Annotated in this window: 14 protein-coding genes and 1 tRNA gene; 4 read left to right on the forward strand and 11 right to left on the reverse strand. The window is 63.0% G+C overall.

The genetic code is table 11. From position 1 onward, the window contains the following. Positions 1–77, reverse strand: a tRNA-Met gene (locus V7651_RS08060). Between the two features lie 127 nt (positions 78–204). Between V7651_RS08060 and V7651_RS08065 the strand changes: the two genes are divergently transcribed. Beyond that, complete coding sequence (locus tag V7651_RS08065; protein WP_335612846.1) at positions 205–972, forward strand: hypothetical protein; 768 nt, start codon at positions 205–207, stop codon at positions 970–972. Between the two features lie 3 nt (positions 973–975). On the opposite strand, the gene trxB is transcribed toward V7651_RS08065, so the two are convergent. Together trxB and V7651_RS08075 are read right to left on the reverse strand one after the other, a co-directional pair. Further along, complete coding sequence (gene trxB, locus V7651_RS08070) at positions 976–1956, reverse strand: thioredoxin-disulfide reductase (RefSeq protein ID WP_335612847.1); 981 nt, start codon at positions 1954–1956, stop codon at positions 976–978. A 102-nt stretch (positions 1957–2058) separates the two neighbouring features. Further along, on the reverse strand, positions 2059–3006 hold the full coding sequence (locus V7651_RS08075) for a cation diffusion facilitator family transporter (protein WP_335612848.1): 948 nt from the start codon (positions 3004–3006) through the stop codon (positions 2059–2061). A 221-nt stretch (positions 3007–3227) separates the two neighbouring features. On the opposite strand from V7651_RS08075, the gene V7651_RS08080 reads away from it, so the two are divergent. Next, positions 3228–3944: a VOC family protein gene (locus tag V7651_RS08080; protein ID WP_335612849.1), complete on the forward strand. Its 717-nt coding sequence runs from the start codon at positions 3228–3230 to the stop codon at positions 3942–3944. 124 nt (positions 3945–4068) lie between these two features. Here V7651_RS08080 and V7651_RS08085 read toward each other — a convergent pair whose 3' ends face one another. From V7651_RS08085 to V7651_RS08110, 6 genes are all read right to left on the reverse strand, one after another. After that, the gene (locus V7651_RS08085; RefSeq protein WP_241766892.1) at positions 4069–4347 is read right to left on the reverse strand and encodes a hypervirulence associated TUDOR domain-containing protein; all 279 of its coding nucleotides are present in this window, start codon (positions 4345–4347) and stop codon (positions 4069–4071) included. A gap of 96 nt (positions 4348–4443) precedes the next feature. Further along, on the reverse strand, positions 4444–4728 hold the full coding sequence (locus V7651_RS08090; protein WP_335612850.1) for a GIY-YIG nuclease family protein: 285 nt from the start codon (positions 4726–4728) through the stop codon (positions 4444–4446). A 478-nt stretch (positions 4729–5206) separates the two neighbouring features. Next, a complete protein-coding gene (locus tag V7651_RS08095) occupies positions 5207–5941 on the reverse strand; it encodes a hypothetical protein (RefSeq protein ID WP_335612851.1) in 735 nt (244 codons plus the stop codon). A gap of 12 nt (positions 5942–5953) precedes the next feature. Then, entirely contained in the window at positions 5954–8380 is a 2427-nt protein-coding gene (gene gyrB, locus V7651_RS08100; RefSeq protein ID WP_335612852.1) for a DNA topoisomerase (ATP-hydrolyzing) subunit B, read from the reverse strand. 170 nt (positions 8381–8550) lie between these two features. Continuing rightward, positions 8551–10560, reverse strand: a complete 2010-nt coding sequence (locus V7651_RS08105) for a DEAD/DEAH box helicase (RefSeq protein ID WP_335612853.1) — start codon at positions 10558–10560, stop codon at positions 8551–8553. Between the two features lie 130 nt (positions 10561–10690). Continuing rightward, positions 10691–11215 (reverse strand): DsrE family protein, encoded by a 525-nt coding sequence (locus tag V7651_RS08110; RefSeq protein WP_335612854.1) that lies wholly within the window; start codon positions 11213–11215, stop codon positions 10691–10693. 110 nt (positions 11216–11325) lie between these two features. On the opposite strand from V7651_RS08110, the gene hemN reads away from it, so the two are divergent. Then, complete coding sequence (hemN, locus tag V7651_RS08115; protein ID WP_335612855.1) at positions 11326–12675, forward strand: oxygen-independent coproporphyrinogen III oxidase; 1350 nt, start codon at positions 11326–11328, stop codon at positions 12673–12675. Here the strand turns inward: hemN and fghA are convergent. Beyond that, a complete protein-coding gene (gene fghA, locus V7651_RS08120; protein WP_335612856.1) occupies positions 12672–13511 on the reverse strand; it encodes an S-formylglutathione hydrolase in 840 nt (279 codons plus the stop codon). The two genes, hemN and fghA, sit on opposite strands and share 4 nt — an antisense overlap. A gap of 61 nt (positions 13512–13572) precedes the next feature. On the opposite strand from fghA, the gene V7651_RS08125 reads away from it, so the two are divergent. Next, a complete protein-coding gene (locus V7651_RS08125) occupies positions 13573–14664 on the forward strand; it encodes a glutathione S-transferase family protein (RefSeq protein WP_335612857.1) in 1092 nt (363 codons plus the stop codon). On the opposite strand, the gene V7651_RS08130 is transcribed toward V7651_RS08125, so the two are convergent. Next, the gene (locus V7651_RS08130; RefSeq protein ID WP_335612858.1) at positions 14661–14948 is read right to left on the reverse strand and encodes a hypothetical protein; all 288 of its coding nucleotides are present in this window, start codon (positions 14946–14948) and stop codon (positions 14661–14663) included. The two genes, V7651_RS08125 and V7651_RS08130, sit on opposite strands and share 4 nt — an antisense overlap. Between the last annotated feature and the right edge of the window lies 1 nt (position 14949).

The raw sequence follows: 14949 nt of genomic DNA on the forward strand, positions 1-14949 counted from the left end.
TGGTGGTTCGGGGGAGACTTGAACTCCCGACCTCGCGATTATGAGTCGCGCGCTCTAACCAGCTGAGCTACCGAACCGTTTCGCTGGATGCGAGGGCGCCTCATACACGGGTGTGAGCCGCCTCGCAAGCGTGTCTCCTGCTGCTTTTGCAAGGCATTTTACAAAGCGCTTCCCGAACCTCTCCGACCGACCTAGATTGGCTATATGATACGCGTCGTGCTGTCGGTGATGTCATTCCTGATTTTTATGGTTTTCCAGCCCGCCTGGGGCCAGAGCCCGTCGGCTATGGAGGCCTATACGGCTGGCCATTACGATGCGGCAATCGCTGATGTTGTTGCAGATCACGGGGCAGATGCCTGTGCTTTCAGCGCGCGCAGCCTGCTGGCCAAGGCGATCAGCGGTGAGGGCCAGCCGGCGGCCGTCCTGCTGCAGGGCGCACTGGATGAGGCCAATGCCGCCTTGTCGGTTGATCCCGGACATGTCGAAGGGCGCCTGCAGAAAGCGATTGCCCTGTCGCTGATGGCCCGTCCGATGAGCCTGAGGGAAGCGCGCGATTCTGGTTATGGCGAAGAGGCGCGCCAGCTGGCCGAGGGCGTGCTGCGGGACGATCCGCAGAATGCCTATGCGCATGGTTTCCTCGCCGTCTGGAACCTGGAAGTGATGCGCCGGGGCGGCGTGCTGGGCGCGATGATCATGGGGGCGAGCCTGGACGCGGCCGAGGCCCATTATGAGGCTGCGGCGGCTGCCTCACCGGGGGATGCTGCCCTTAACTGGCAGTTCGCCCGGGCGCTCGCGACGCTCAATGCCGGCAAGTATCGCAAGGAGATTTCGGCGGCACTGAATGCGGCGCTGGCGGCGCCCGTGGATGATGAACTCGAGCGCGTCATGCAGAATCGGGCCCGCACGCTGGCCGAGGCCATGGCCAGCCAGAAAAGCCGCGATATCGCCGCGCTGGCCGAGGGGATGCTGTAGGACCTATTCGGCGGCGACGGCCTCGGCATGCGCTTCCTGTTCGGAGAGGAAGTGTTCGGCCTCAAGGGCGGCCATGCAGCCCATGCCGGCGGCGGTGACGGCCTGACGGTATTTCTCATCTGTTACATCGCCCGCGGCGAAGACGCCCGGAATATCGGTCGCGGTCGAATCGGGCGCGGTGATCAGGTAGCCGTTCGGCTTCATCGCAAGCTTGCCGGTGAAGAGTTCCGTCGCAGGGGCGTGGCCGATGGCGATGAAGATGCCGTGGACGGGCAGGTCTTCGGTCTCGCCGGTTTCGACATTCTTCAGGCGCGCTGCCGTGACGCCGAGTGGGTCGGTATCGCCCAGAACGTCTTCGAGCGTGGTGTTCCAGCGCACGTCGACCTTCGGGTTCTTGAACAGGCGGTCCTGCAGGATTTTCTCGGCGCGGAAATGGTCGCGGCGGTGGATGACGGTGACCTTGGAGGCAAAGTTCGTGAGGAACAGGGCCTCTTCAACGGCGGTGTTGCCGCCGCCAACGACGAGGACTTCGCGGCCGCGATAGAAGAAGCCGTCGCACGTGGCGCAGGCGGAGACGCCGAAGCCCTTGAATTTCTGCTCGGAGGGAAGGTCCAGCCATTTGGCCTGCGCGCCTGTGGAGATGACAATGGAATCAGCGGTGTAGACGGTGCCGCTCTCGCCGATGGCGCGGAAGGGGCGCACGTCAAAATCGACGCTGGCGATATGGTCGTCGGCGACTTTGGCGCCCATGGCGAGGGCGTGTTCGTGCATTTTTTCCATCAGGGCGGGGCCCATGATCTGGGTTTCGCCGGGCCAGTTCTCGACCTCGGTCGTGATGGTGAGCTGGCCGCCCGGTTGGATGCCGGTGACGACGAGGACGTCGCGCAGGGCGCGTGCGCCATAGACGGCGGCGGTCCAGCCGGCGGGGCCGGAGCCGATAATTAGGATTTCGGCGTGGCGGGTATTCGTGTCTGTATCGGCCATCGGGGCCTCCCTGAAGGGGCGTGGAAACTGTTCAGGACTGGTATGGCGACTCGCGGCCCAAAGTAAAAGGGGCGGGGTGTCTCATCTGGCCGTGTAGGAGGGCTAAAGCGGCTTGGAAACCACTTCCACCGTTGCGTGGCTGAGATCGAACGCGTGTGACAGGCGGGCCTTCACATCGCGCCGGACGGTCTCGATACAGGCGCCTTCCTTGGCTGTCACTTCAAGCGTGATCAGGCGCTTGGTCTCGGTCAGGGCCCATGCGTGGACATGGGAGGTGCCGGTGACGCCCGAGACGTTCTCGATGAGATCTGCACTGATATCAGCAGAAGAGAGGCCTTCCGGCGTACCCTCCAGCAGGATGTGGCCGGACTGGCGCGCGATGCGAATGCCCGCAAAGAGGACAAGGAAGGCCACCAGAACGGAAAGGATCGGGTCGGCCGCCATCCAGCCGGTGGCCATGATGATGCCAGCGGCCGCGATGGCCGCGACAGAGCCGAGCATGTCGCCCGCAACATGCCAGAGCGCGCCCTGCATGTTGAGGTCTTCCTTGCTGCCGCCATGCAATACGAAGAAGGCAATGATGTTGACCACGAGCCCGCCCACGGCGACTGCCATAAGCATGCCGCCCATGACTTCTACCGGGTCCATGAGGCGGTGGATGGCTTCCCAGACGATCCATATGGCCAGTAGAATCAACAGGATGCCGTTGGTGAAGGCGGCGAGGATCTTCATCCGCGCGAAGCCGAAGGAGCGCTGCGGATCGGCCGGTCGCTCGGCCAGCTTGTAGCCGACCCAGGCGAGGACGAGCGAGCCGCAATCGGTGAGCATGTGGGCCGCATCCGCCAGCAAAGCGAGCGAGCCGGAGAGGAGGCCGCCCGCCACTTCGGCGAACATGAAGGCGCCGGTGAGAACTGCAGCTATTGCAACACGACGGCGGCTGTCGGCCGAGGTCATGTCGGCATGATGGTGCGCGTGGTCATGGCTGTGGCCATGGCCTTCATGATCGGCGTGGTCGTGATCATGATCGTGGTCGTGTGAATGACTGCTCATGGCTCTCAGGTGGCGCTCTTTGGGGCCGGGGTCAATTCGTGTGTGATAGCGTTGCAAAAGCGGGGGTTTTTCCCGCAGCCGGCATGCCCGAACGATTCCCCGTACAAACCCCGAAAAGTGCCCGGATGCTACCCGGATAGTGTCCGAACGTGCCCGGCCTTGCACGAAGGGCGCGCGCGTGGCCTGATGCTGTCAAAAATGAAGCCCCGGAGGAGCCGCCCATGACATTCCCGCGCTTGCGCCAGCTGGTGATTGCCAGCGAGACGACTGACACGATCGACACGCTGAAAAATGTGTTCGGGCTTGAGGCGCCTTTCCCTGATCCGGGCGTCGCAGAGTTTGGCCTGGTGAATGGCGTGTTTGCGATTGGCGACCAGTTCTTGGAAGTTGTGGTGCCGACGGTGGAGACGGCGCCGGCGGCGCGGTTCATGGCGCGCGGCGGGCCGGGCGGCTACATGGCGATTTTTGAAGTGGCGGACCTGGCCGCGACGCGCGCGCGGGTCGACAGGCTGGGCATACGCCGGGTGTGGGACATCGACCTTGAAGACATTGCGGCCAGCCATCTGCACCCGGCAGACCTTGGCGGGGCGATTGTCTCGGTCGACCAGCCGAAGCCTGCGGGCGAATGGCGTTGGGCCGGGCCGGACTGGCGCCAGCGCAGCGCAGTGGGGCGGCTGATCGGCGCGGAGCTGACGAGCCCGGACCCGATACGCCTGATGGCGCGCTGGGCGAGCGCGCTTGGCGCGGGCGGTAGCGGCCATGCGCTGAAGATGGATGACGGGGATATCGTGTTCAGCCAGGGCGACGTGGAACGGCTGGTGGCGTTTGACCTGTCGCTGGCGGACGGGGACGACGTGTTGGCGCGGGCGAAGGAGGCCGGGCTGGAGGTTGACGGGCGCAGCGTGCGCGTGGCGGGCGTGGAGATGCGGCTGGCCTGAGATTGGATTTCAAACTCTACGCATCCCCGGACTTGATCCGGGGGCTCTCGCGGCGGCGACGGGAAGCCTTCGCATGAGATCCCGGATCAGGTCCGGGATCACGGCTGAGGAGGGGGCTGACGTGTCAGGCCTCGCGCAGTTCGGAATGGCTTTTCAGCACGTCTGATCCGCTGTCATGGCGGATGAGATAGGCGGGGTTGTCGTCCGTGGCGTTGCGTTTGACGTGGGCGCCCTTAAGCGTGCGCGCGACGGGCTGCGTGAAGGTCTCGGTGATGAAGCCCTGCGCCGTGCCGCGGCCCCAGTCCCATTCGACGCGTGTGCCGGTTTCGTAAGGTGTGGTCATGGGGATGGTTACGTAAGCGAGCAGGAAATGGATCAGGAACTTGCTTCCCTCACGTCGCATCCCCGGACTTGATCCGGGGTCTCTCGCGGCGGCGACGAGGAAGCCCTCGCACGAGGTCCCGGGTCAAGCCCGGGAAGGCGGATGTGGAGAGTGGGTTCAGATCAGCGTATCGGCGAGGTCGCGCCAGTGGGGATTGGCTTCCTCGATCAGTTCGATCTTCCAGTCGCGTTTCCAGTTTTTGATCTGGCGTTCGCGGGCGAGCGCGTTCTCACGGGACTCGAAGGTTTCGAACCAGACGAGCGCGGTGCAATTGTATTGATGGGAATAGCCCTTGAGAACGCGGTTGCGATGTTCCCAGGCGCGCCGGTTGATATCGTCCGTTTGCCCACAATAGAGTGACCCGCGCGGCTTGTTCGTCACGATATAGGTGAAGAAAGCCATGGCTGTTTTTCCCAATCCCCGTGTCCCCGGCGCACGCCGGGGCCTCATGCGAAGGCTAAACAAAATCACGGCGAGAGATCGCGGGTCAAGCCTGTCATTTCAACCCCTCCGCATCCCCGGCGAAAGCCGGGGTCCCATGCAGCGGCGACCGGAAGCCCTCGCCTGAGATCCCGGATCAAGTCCGGGATCACGGGTGGGGGGAGAGGATCAGAGCTGGGCCCCCAGACCGCTGCGCGGTCGGGGGTGACGCGGGATGGGGAGTTTGGTGTGGTGGCGGGCTGGTTTGTGGGTATCGCTACGCTCAACCCACCCTACGCTACGACGCACCCTAACGCTCCGTATCCCCGGCGAACGCCGGGGTCACATGCGGCGGCGATGGGAAGCCTTCGCCTGAGATCCCGGATCAAGTCCGGGATCACGGAGGGGGGAGGATGACTTGCGAGTTCCGGCGCGTAAATTCAAATTGCCCTCAAACCGCTTAAATTTTTGTAGAATACTTACTCATGTCAGCTTGAATGCCTGAGATATCGATCAACAATTTGTGGAAAACTTTGTTTTTATGCGTTGAGTGGTAGGTATTGTAATGACCAGCAAAATCAATTGCGTAGTCGTAGAAATCAAGGATTAATTTGAGCAGCTGCTTCGCTAAGCTGTTCGCACGCTCAGTGGCGACAATAACTGTCTTGTGCTCGGGAAGGCGGGCATCTAAATCAGCGCTCATACGCATGCCTTGTGATATATCTGCATACGGCGCACCCATTTCTACCACTTTGGTATGCAGTTCCTGAAACTGGGAATTTGCCACCATTATTATGTTGCGAAAATTGGCCATCTCTAGCGCTTTGTGTGTAAGGCCTTTTCCGCTTTTTGACCGAATTGTTGATAGCAGACGCGCAGGAATGCGCACGCTGTAGTTAGTTTCACCTATGGCTGGCTGCATTACTGACCACGGTGCAGTCGGCCAGCCATGCTTATCCAATGCGGGTAGGTAGCGAGAACCTATCGCCCAAACGTCATTTATTACTCGGTTCAGCTCAATATAGAGCTCAAAATCACGCTCCTGAAGATCGATCCGTTGCTCTCGTTTCTTAAACCAGTAGCTCGTGCCAAATGTAATTGCGCCGCCGATAAGTACGCCAGCTAAGGCTGACCAGACTTCATTTGATGAGACCGTCTGCTGAGCAAATACAATATCAGGCCACTCAAAATTCATCTGGTGCTTACCCTAGGCATCCACCTCGGCTTCCAGCGCAAACTCTTCGATGAACTCACGGCGAGGTTCGACGACGTCGCCCATCAGTTTGGTGAACATTTCGTCGGCTTCGTCGGCGTGGTCGACTTTGACCTGCAGGAGGGTGCGGGCGTTGGAGTCGAGGGTGGTTTCCCAGAGCTGGTCGGCGTTCATTTCGCCGAGGCCCTTGTAGCGCTGGACCTTGAGGCCCTTGCGGCCGGAGTTCAGCACGGCGTCGAGCAGGGAGGCCGGGCCGTGGACGGCGACGTCGCCGCCTTTCTCCTGACGCAGGATGGCAGGCTTCGTGTACAGATCAGCGAGACCGGCGGCGCGCTCGGCGAGGCGGATGGCGTCCTGGCTGGCGAGCAGGGCGGCTGGCAGGACAGCGTCTTCGTCCACGCCGCGCACCGTGCGGTGGAGGATGAGGTTGCCGTCTTCGAACTTGCCTTCCCATGTGTCCTCGCCTTCCTCGGCGAGGAGGTTGAGGCGGGCCGCCGTGGCATCAGCCGTTTCAGGCGCGGCATTGGCACTCATCGCGCCGGCAAGGGCGGCGTGCTCGATGAGGTCGGCCGGGGCGCGCAGGGCGAGGCGGCGCAGGGCGGAGCGGAAGTTAGCGGCCTGACGCACGCGGTCGCGCAGGTCTTCGCTGCCGATCTGCGTGCCATCGTCGAGGATCAGCGTTTCGCCGGTTGTCCCCTCGCCGATGAGATAGGCTTCAAGTTCGGCATTGTCCTTGATGTAACGCTCGGAGCGGCCGCGCGTCACCTTGTAGAGCGGTGGCTGAGCAATGTAGAGATAGCCGCGCTCGATAATCTCCGGCATCTGACGATAGAAGAAGGTGAGTAGCAGCGTGCGGATGTGCGCGCCGTCAACGTCAGCATCGGTCATGATGATGATCTTGTGATAGCGCAGCTTCTCGATGTTGAACTCGTCGCGGCCAATGCCGGCGCCGAGCGCCATGATCAGCGTGCCGACCTGATCGGAGGAGAGCATCTTGTCGAAGCGGGCGCGTTCGACGTTCAGGATCTTGCCGCGCAGGGGCAGGATGGCCTGATTGTCACGGGACCGGCCCTGCTTGGCAGAGCCGCCAGCGGAATCACCCTCGACGATGAAGATTTCGGATTTGGCGGGGTCTTTTTCCTGGCAGTCGGCGAGCTTGCCGGGCAGGCTTGTGATGTCGAGCGCGGACTTGCGGCGCGTCAGCTCGCGCGCCTTGCGGGCGGCTTCACGGGCAGCCGCCGCCTCGACGATCTTCATCATGATCTCGTGAGCTTCCTTCGGATGCTCCTCGAACCATTCCGACAGTTTCTCGCCCATAAGGCTTTCGACCACGGGGCGCACTTCGGACGAGACGAGCTTGTCTTTCGTCTGGGAACTGAATTTCGGGTCTGGCACCTTGACGCTGAGCACGCAGGTGAGGCCTTCGCGGGCATCGTCGCCCGAGATTTCGACCTTGGACTTTTTCGCGATGCCGGTCTCGTTGGCATATTTGTTGATGATGCGCGTCAGCGCGCCACGGAAGCCGGCCAGGTGCGTGCCGCCGTCGCGCTGGGGGATGTTGTTGGTGAAGCAGAGAACGTTCTCGTGGTAGCTGTCATTCCATTCGAGCGCGGCTTCGACCGTGATGCCGTCCTTTTCGCCGGTGACGAAGATCGGGTCTGGCACGATCGGCGTTTTCTGGCGGTCCATGTGCTGGACGAAGGCTTTCACGCCGCCTTCGTATTCGAGGATGATCTCGAACGGGTCGGCTTCGCGCTCGTCGCGGAAGATGATGCGGACGCCGGAATTCAGGAAGGCCAGCTCGCGCAGGCGGTGTTCCAGCGTCTTGCGGTCATAGTCGGTCATCGTGAACGTGGAGGCGGAGACCATGAAGCGCACGGCCGTGCCGGTATAGGGCTTGCCCTTGTCGGTCATCGGCGAAGGGCCGCGTGTGATGAGCGGTGCCTCGACGCGGCCACCATCCACAAATCGGACCCAGTGTTCGCTGCCTTCGCGGTGGATGGTCAGTTCCAGCCAGTCGGACAGGGCGTTGACGACGGAGACGCCGACGCCGTGCAGGCCGCCGGAGACCTTGTAGGAGTTCTGGTCGAATTTACCGCCGGCATGGAGCTGGGTCATGATGACCTCAGCGGCCGAGACGCCTTCGCCGGTATGCTTGCCGACAGGGATGCCGCGGCCATTGTCGGTGATCTCGGCGCTACCATCGGGCAGGAGCGTGACGGTGACGCGGTCCGCATGGCCGGCCAGGGCCTCGTCGATCGCGTTGTCGACGACTTCGTAGATCATGTGGTGCAGGCCTGAGCCATCGTCAGTGTCGCCGATGTACATGCCCGGGCGTTTGCGGACCGCTTCGAGGCCCTTCAGGACCTTGATGCTGTCTGCGCCATATTCGGGGGTTTCGCCCATGATTTCGTCGGCCATTCCAGCATCCTCGTCGATTCGTCAGATAACCCCGTAAATATAGGGGGTTTTGACCGATAAGGGAAATGAATCGGGGGCTATTTAGCAGTGTAAAAAAGCCCCCGTTTTCCGCAATGAAAACAGGGGCTTGTGATGTGTCATTTTGGGTATTTCAGGCGCTTCGGCTACCCTCAGCCCTGAGGGGGCTTTTTCTTGAAGGTTTTTGCCGGTTTTCCGCCTTTTGCGAAGGCTGGCTTACCCTTGAAAGGGGGCTTGCCGCTGGAGGCTGCGCCGCCGGGTTTTGGCTTGCCCTTGTAGGCCTTCTTGTCGTTCGGGCCATCGTGCTGGATGTAGTCGGCCAGGGATGGATCCTTGGGGGGCTTGGCAGGGCCGCCCTCTTCCCATTTCGGCTTTTTCGACTTGTAGGCCGGCTTGGCGTCAGGGCTCCAGTTGCCTTCGCCCTTGGCCGAGGCCTTCTTGAAGGGCGGTTTCACATGTGGTGGACGGGCCGGGCGCGCCGGGCGCTCGTCATCGAACTCCTTGGCGGGCGGGCCGTCGAGCGGGAAGGCGCGAATGCCCTTCTCAAGCGAGGCCCCTTCACCGAGGGATGCGAAGAAGCGGTCAGCAGCTTCGCGGGTCAGCTCGACATGCGTGTTGGCCGGGTTGATGCGGATGGCGCCGATATCCTCGCGGGACAGGCCGCCAGCCTTGCAGAGCATGGGGAGCAGCCAGCGGGCTTCAGCGTTCTTCTTGCGGCCGATGTTGAGTGAGACCCAGGCGGCGTTGTCAAAGCCCTTGCGCTCGGCGCGGGGGCGTTTCTCGCGGGGTTCGCGGTCGGTCCAATCGGCGCGGTCGCCGCGTTCCTTGCGGGCCGGCGGGGCGCGGTCGTCGACATCGCGCAGGTCTTCAGGGGCCGAGCGGCCTTCGCGGCTCTTGCGCAGGAAGGCAGCGACGACCTGTTCGGCGCCGTGGGTTTCGATCAGCTTTGCGATCATCTCGGCTTCGCTCTCGTGGATCGGGCGGCTGAGGGCCGGATCGGCGAGCAGGCGGGCGTCATCAAGGGCGTTGATTTCTTCGGCCGTGGGCGGCTTGCCCCAGGTCGCATCGATCTTGGCATCGTTCAGCAGGCGTTCGACGCGGCGGCGGCCTTTTGGGGCGACCAGAAGCGCGCTGACGCCTTTGCGGCCCGCGCGGCCTGTACGGCCCGAACGGTGGAGCAGGGTCTGCGGGTCGCGCGGCAGGTCGGCATGGATGACAAGGCCGAGGTTCTGCAGGTCGAGGCCGCGGGCGGCGACGTCCGTTGCGATACAGACGCGGGCGCGGCCATCACGCAGGGACTGGAGCGCGTTGGAGCGTTCCTTCTGGCTGAGTTCGCCGGAGAGGGCGACAACGGGGAAGCCCCGGTTGCCCATGCGGCTCATCAGCTTGTTGACGGCTGCGCGGGTCGTGCAGAAGACGAGCGCGCTTTCGCTGTCGGAATGGCGGACGATATTGACGATGGCGTTCTCTTCGTCGCCGGGGGCAACGAGCAGGGCCTTGTATTCAATATCGACGTGCTGGGATTTCTCGGCTTCGGTTGTGACGCGCACGGCATTGCGCTGGTAGCGGCCGGCGAGGGCAGCGATGCCTTTTGGCACAGTCGCAGAGAAGAGCAGCGTGCGGCGCTCGGCGGGCGTATCCTGAAGGATGTGCTCCAGCTCGTCGCGGAAGCCCATGTCGAGCATCTCATCGGCCTCATCGAGGACGACAACGCGAATGCCGGACGTATCCAGCGAACCGCGCTTGATGTGGTCCGACAGGCGGCCGGGGGTGCCGACAACGATATGGGCGCCGCGCGCGAGGGCTTTTTTCTCGTCGCGCATGTCCATGCCGCCGACGCAGGTGGCCATGCGGGCGCCTGTGGAGGCGTAAAGCCATTGCAGTTCGCGGGCGACCTGCTGGGCGAGTTCGCGGGTTGGCGCAACGATCAGGGCGAGGGGGGCGTCGGCATTTCCGAACTTTTCGGCGCCATCGAGCAGGTCGCCAGCCATGGCAAGGCCGAAGGCGACGGTCTTGCCGGAGCCTGTTTGGGCGGAAACGAGGAGGTCTTGTCCAGTCAGCTCTGTTGCAATCACAGCGGATTGCACTTGTGTGAGGCTCTCATAGCCACGTGCGGCGAGCGCCTCGGCAAGGGCCGGAGGAACGAGGGTGGTATCAGTCATTTAGCATATGTCTTTCAAGGGCGTGCGCGGGGAATCCATGCGCAGCGCACCGTTCTTGCGTGGAACGGAGCGAGGTTTTGCCGCTCATTGCACGTTTCAGGCCGCATTGCTACTGCGGCTGACATTGCCATCAGAAGGGGTTGAGGGTGTAGCCCTGTTGCTGCAGCAGGGCATGGGACGTCATCGCGGACAGGGAAATCGTGATTCCGGGCAGGAGATCTTCCTGCGCGATGTCGCGCGCGGCTGAGGTGGTTCCGCAGAGGTCGATCGTGGCACCAGCGGCGACAAGTTCGGCGATGATGCCTGCATTCGGGTTCTCGTGACCGAGCTTTTCAGCCGTGAGAAGGTCAGCCGAGGCCGCGCCGTGAACGACGATGGCGGCGGAGAGGTTTTCAAGCGCCACGCCCGAGCCGGCATGCATATTGAGAAAACGCGCGACTTTGACGAGATCGCTGTTGATCTCGCCGTCCGGCGCAGCCTTCGACATGTCGAACGCGACCTTCATGACCGTGCCTTCGGGCAGCCTGGCGCTCTCGCGGGGCGCATACTTGCCATAGTCAGGCACCAGCGTTCCGGCGACGAAATCGTTCTCTCCGGCGTGGGCGGAAGTGGCCAGGCAAAGCGTGAGAGCGAGAGTAGCGAGGGATTTGATCATGAGGGGGCTCCTTTGGCGGAACGCTAGCACCCGGTCAGGGCCGGGTCGAGCACGGGACTAGGGGGTTTTCCGGAGTTCCGCCGAGTGCCTGATTTGATAGCTGTTCCTGCATGAAACAGAGCTGGATGACCTTCGCGCAGCGGCCGGTGCCGCGTTACACAAGCTATCCGACGGCCGCAGACTTTGCGCCAGCCGTGGGAGCGGGGGAGGCGCGGACCTGGGCGGCGGGTGTTGACCCCGGGTCCGCGATCTCCGTCTATGCGCATATCCCGTTTTGCGACAAGCTGTGCTGGTATTGCGGCTGCGCGACGACGGTGCCGAACGGCTATGACCGGATCGCGGCCTATGTTGAAACGCTGCATGCCGAGATCGATCTCTGGGCCGATGCGATGGGGCCGCATGGTGGTCTGGCGCACCTGCACTTTGGCGGTGGGTCTCCAAATTCGCTGCGGCCAGAGGACATGACCTCGCTGATCGGGCATATCGGCGAGCGCTTCGCGATGCGGGCCGATGCGGAGATTGCGATGGAGCTGGACCCGCGCGTGCTCTCCGAGGCGCAGGTCGAGGCCATGGCGGGGGCGGGCGTCAATCGCGTGAGCCTTGGCGTGCAGACGCTGAACCTTGATGTGCAGAAAGCCATCAACCGGGTGCAGCCGCGCGCACAGGTGGAGCGCGTGATTGCCCGCCTCAATGCCGCTGGCATCACCAAGCATAACATGGACTTGATGTATGGCCTGCCGGGCCAGACGGTGGCCGATGTGGAAGAGGCGGCAGCCTTTGCCGTGTTACAAGGCACGTCGCGCATCTCGGTGTTTGGCTATGCGCATGTGCCATGGTTTGCGAAGCACCAGGCGGCGATCCGCGAAGACATGCTGCCGGATATCGAGGTGCGGTTCGAGCAGGCCGAAGCGGCGACGGCCATTTTGTTGGACGCCGGCTATGTGCCGGTCGGGCTGGACCATTTCGCGCGTGAGGATGACAGCCTCGCCATTGCGGCGAAGGCGGGACAGCTGCGGCGCAATTTCCAGGGCTACACGGATGACCCGTGCGACACACTTGTCGGGCTTGGCACATCGTCCATCTCGCAGTTCGCGGAGGGCTATGTGCAGAACCTGAAGGATCGCAACGCCTGGCGGGATTCTATCAAGGCCGGGCGTCTGCCGAGCGAGCGCGGCGTTGTGCTTACGGATGATGACCGGCTGCGCGCGCGCGCCATTGAGCGGCTGATGTGTGATCTGCGCGTCGACGTGGCGGAGGTGTGCGCCGAGATGGGCGCAGCGCCAAACGCGCTGGACGATGCGCTGGAGACGGCGCGTTTCCTTGTGCCGGCGGGCTTGTGCAGGGTGAAGGACGGCGTCGTGACCGTGCCACTAGCGGCGCGGGTGATGCTGCGCACTGTTGCCCAGAGCTTCGACGGACGGTTCAAGCCCGCGCCGCGCCGCCACGCGAAAGCGGTCTAGGCTTTAAGGGCTTTCGCATGGTGAGCGATATGATCGCTCATGAAGGTGGCGATGAAATAGTAGTCATGGCCGTACCCCTCATGCATTCGGTAGGTCAGCGCCTGTCCTGAATTCTCGCACGCCTCAATGAAGATATCCGGTTTCAGCTGGGTTTCGAGGAACTGGTCGGCCTTGCCGGTGTCGATCAGGATGTGGGCGTCTGTCTGGCGGGTCTGGACGAGTTCGGTCGCGTCATACTGTTCCCAGGCAATCGACGGCGGGCCGATATAGGCGGTGAAAGCCTTCTCGCCCCAAGGTACGCGCGACGGAGTGGTGATCGGCGAGAAGGCCGAGCAGGAGCGATAGGTGTCCGGATACTTGAAGTGGAGCGTCAGCGCGCCGTGCCCGCCCATGGAATGGCCGAAAATGCCCTGGCGGTCCATGTCGGCCGGGAAGTTGGCGGCGATGACGGCGTGCAGCTCGCGGATGATGTACTGGTCCATGCGATAGTGCTTGTCCCACGGTGCTTCGGTGGCGGTGAGATAGAAGCCGGCGCCCTGACCGAGATCATAGGCGTCATCATCCGGCACGTCGGGCCCACGCGGGCTGGTGTCGGGGGCGATGATCATGATGCCGTGCTCGGAGGCGGCGCGCTGGAGGCCGGATTTTTCCATGACATTGGCCCAGGTGCAGGTGAGGCCGGACAGGTACCAGAGGACCGGGACGGGGCCCTTTTTCGCCTGCGGGGGGCTGTAGACGGCAAAGCGCATCGTGGTGCCGGTAACGGCGCTCTCATGGTCATGCACAGAGAGTGTGCCGCCAAAGCTTGCCCATGAGGATACGGGGGTTAGGGTCATGAAAAAGCGCTCCTTCGGGTTGGCGCCAAGCATGGCCCGAACCGGGCAGAAGGATCAAGGCATGAGCGGTTATGTTCTCTATGGCGCGGAGGTCAGTTATTTTTCGGGCAAGGCCCGCGCCTACCTGCGCTGGCGCGGGGCAGATTTCGAAGAGCGCATCGCCACGCGCGAGGTTTACCGCGATGTGATTCTGCCCAAGGTCGGCTGGCCGGTGATTCCCGTGATGGAAATGCCGGACGGCGAAGTGGTGCAGGACACGGCGGACATTATCGACGCGGTCGAGGCGGCCACGCCGGATGGGCCGCGCGCGATGCCGGAAGGACCGATGCAGCGGGTCGTGTCGCGGCTGATGGAACTCTATGCCGATGAGTGGCTGGTGTTGCCGGCCATGCACTATCGCTGGAACTATAATGAGGACTGGGCCTATGCCGAGTTCGGGCGCATCTCGGCGCCGGACGCGCCGCCGACCGAGCAATATGCGATCGGGCGCAAGAATGGCGAGCGGTTCAAGGGCGCCGTGGCCATGCTGGGCGTCAGCGAAGGGAACATTCCCGGCGTCGAAGCGGCCTATGAGGCCTTCCTGAAGGACATGACGGAGCACCTGCGCCACCACGCTTTCCTTCTCGGCGAGCGGCCGTCTCTGGGCGACTTTGCGCTTAACGGGCCGCTGTATGCGCACCTGCTGCGTGACCCGGAGAGTGGACGGATCATGGAGCGGCTGGCGCCGAAGGTGGCGAACTATGTGCGCCGCGTGCAGGCGGGCGAGCGGGGCCAAGGCGAGCTGTTGGCGGATGACGCCGTGCCGAAGACGCTGGAGCCGATACTCAGTCGTCAGATGAGTGAGCAGATGCCGATGCTGGTGAAGACGGCGGCGCTGTTTGGCGAATGGGCGAAGAGTGTGAAAGCCGGGGCAGATGTGCCGCGCGGGTTTGGCATGGTGGAGTTCATGACCGGCGGCTTCGATGGCGACTGCACGGCGCGGAGCTTCCCGCTCTGGCGGCTGCAGGCGGTGACAGACGAGATTGATGCGATGGATGACAGCGCGAAGATGCGTCTGGCAGCACTGATGGACCGTGTTGGCGGGGCGCCGCTGATGGAGTTTCGTCTGCCGGCGCGACTGGCGCGCAAGGATTTCCGCCTCAGGCTGGATTAATCCTTGACTGGAAATGACGCGGAGAAGCCCCCTTCGATATAGCCTTCATGGGCTCTGTCGTGAGGGGTGTCGGGTTCTGCGAAATGCGCCAAGGCCGGGAACCGCTTAGCGATGGTGTGGCGCAAAGTGGCTGATAGCGGGTCGCGCATATGGGCAACAAGGGCGAGGGTCCAGGGGGCAAGTACGCTGACCCTGTTACCCTCCGCAATTGCTGCCTCGACGATCCAACGGATCGAAGCTGACTCAATCGGCTCCAGCGATAGCGGGTCATCGCGGTCGAACATG

It is taken from the genome of Hyphomonas oceanitis (assembly GCF_036964545.1).
GTDB lineage: Bacteria > Pseudomonadota > Alphaproteobacteria > Caulobacterales > Hyphomonadaceae > Hyphomonas > Hyphomonas oceanitis.

Coding starts and splice junctions, on each gene's coding strand:
- V7651_RS08095 (WP_335612851.1), bottom strand. CDS start 5,941: ATGAATTTTGAGTGGCCTGATATTGTATTTGCTCAGCAGACGGTCTCA.
- V7651_RS08125 (WP_335612857.1), top strand. CDS start 13,573: ATGAGCGGTTATGTTCTCTATGGCGCGGAGGTCAGTTATTTTTCGGGC.
- gyrB (WP_335612852.1), bottom strand. CDS start 8,380: ATGGCCGACGAAATCATGGGCGAAACCCCCGAATATGGCGCAGACAGC.
- V7651_RS08080 (WP_335612849.1), top strand. CDS start 3,228: ATGACATTCCCGCGCTTGCGCCAGCTGGTGATTGCCAGCGAGACGACT.
- trxB (WP_335612847.1), bottom strand. CDS start 1,956: ATGGCCGATACAGACACGAATACCCGCCACGCCGAAATCCTAATTATC.
- V7651_RS08090 (WP_335612850.1), bottom strand. CDS start 4,728: ATGGCTTTCTTCACCTATATCGTGACGAACAAGCCGCGCGGGTCACTC.
- V7651_RS08110 (WP_335612854.1), bottom strand. CDS start 11,215: ATGATCAAATCCCTCGCTACTCTCGCTCTCACGCTTTGCCTGGCCACT.
- V7651_RS08130 (WP_335612858.1), bottom strand. CDS start 14,948: ATGTTCGACCGCGATGACCCGCTATCGCTGGAGCCGATTGAGTCAGCT.
- V7651_RS08105 (WP_335612853.1), bottom strand. CDS start 10,560: ATGACTGATACCACCCTCGTTCCTCCGGCCCTTGCCGAGGCGCTCGCC.
- fghA (WP_335612856.1), bottom strand. CDS start 13,511: ATGACCCTAACCCCCGTATCCTCATGGGCAAGCTTTGGCGGCACACTC.
- hemN (WP_335612855.1), top strand. CDS start 11,326: ATGAAACAGAGCTGGATGACCTTCGCGCAGCGGCCGGTGCCGCGTTAC.
- V7651_RS08065 (WP_335612846.1), top strand. CDS start 205: ATGATACGCGTCGTGCTGTCGGTGATGTCATTCCTGATTTTTATGGTT.
- V7651_RS08075 (WP_335612848.1), bottom strand. CDS start 3,006: ATGAGCAGTCATTCACACGACCACGATCATGATCACGACCACGCCGAT.
- V7651_RS08085 (WP_241766892.1), bottom strand. CDS start 4,347: ATGCGACGTGAGGGAAGCAAGTTCCTGATCCATTTCCTGCTCGCTTAC.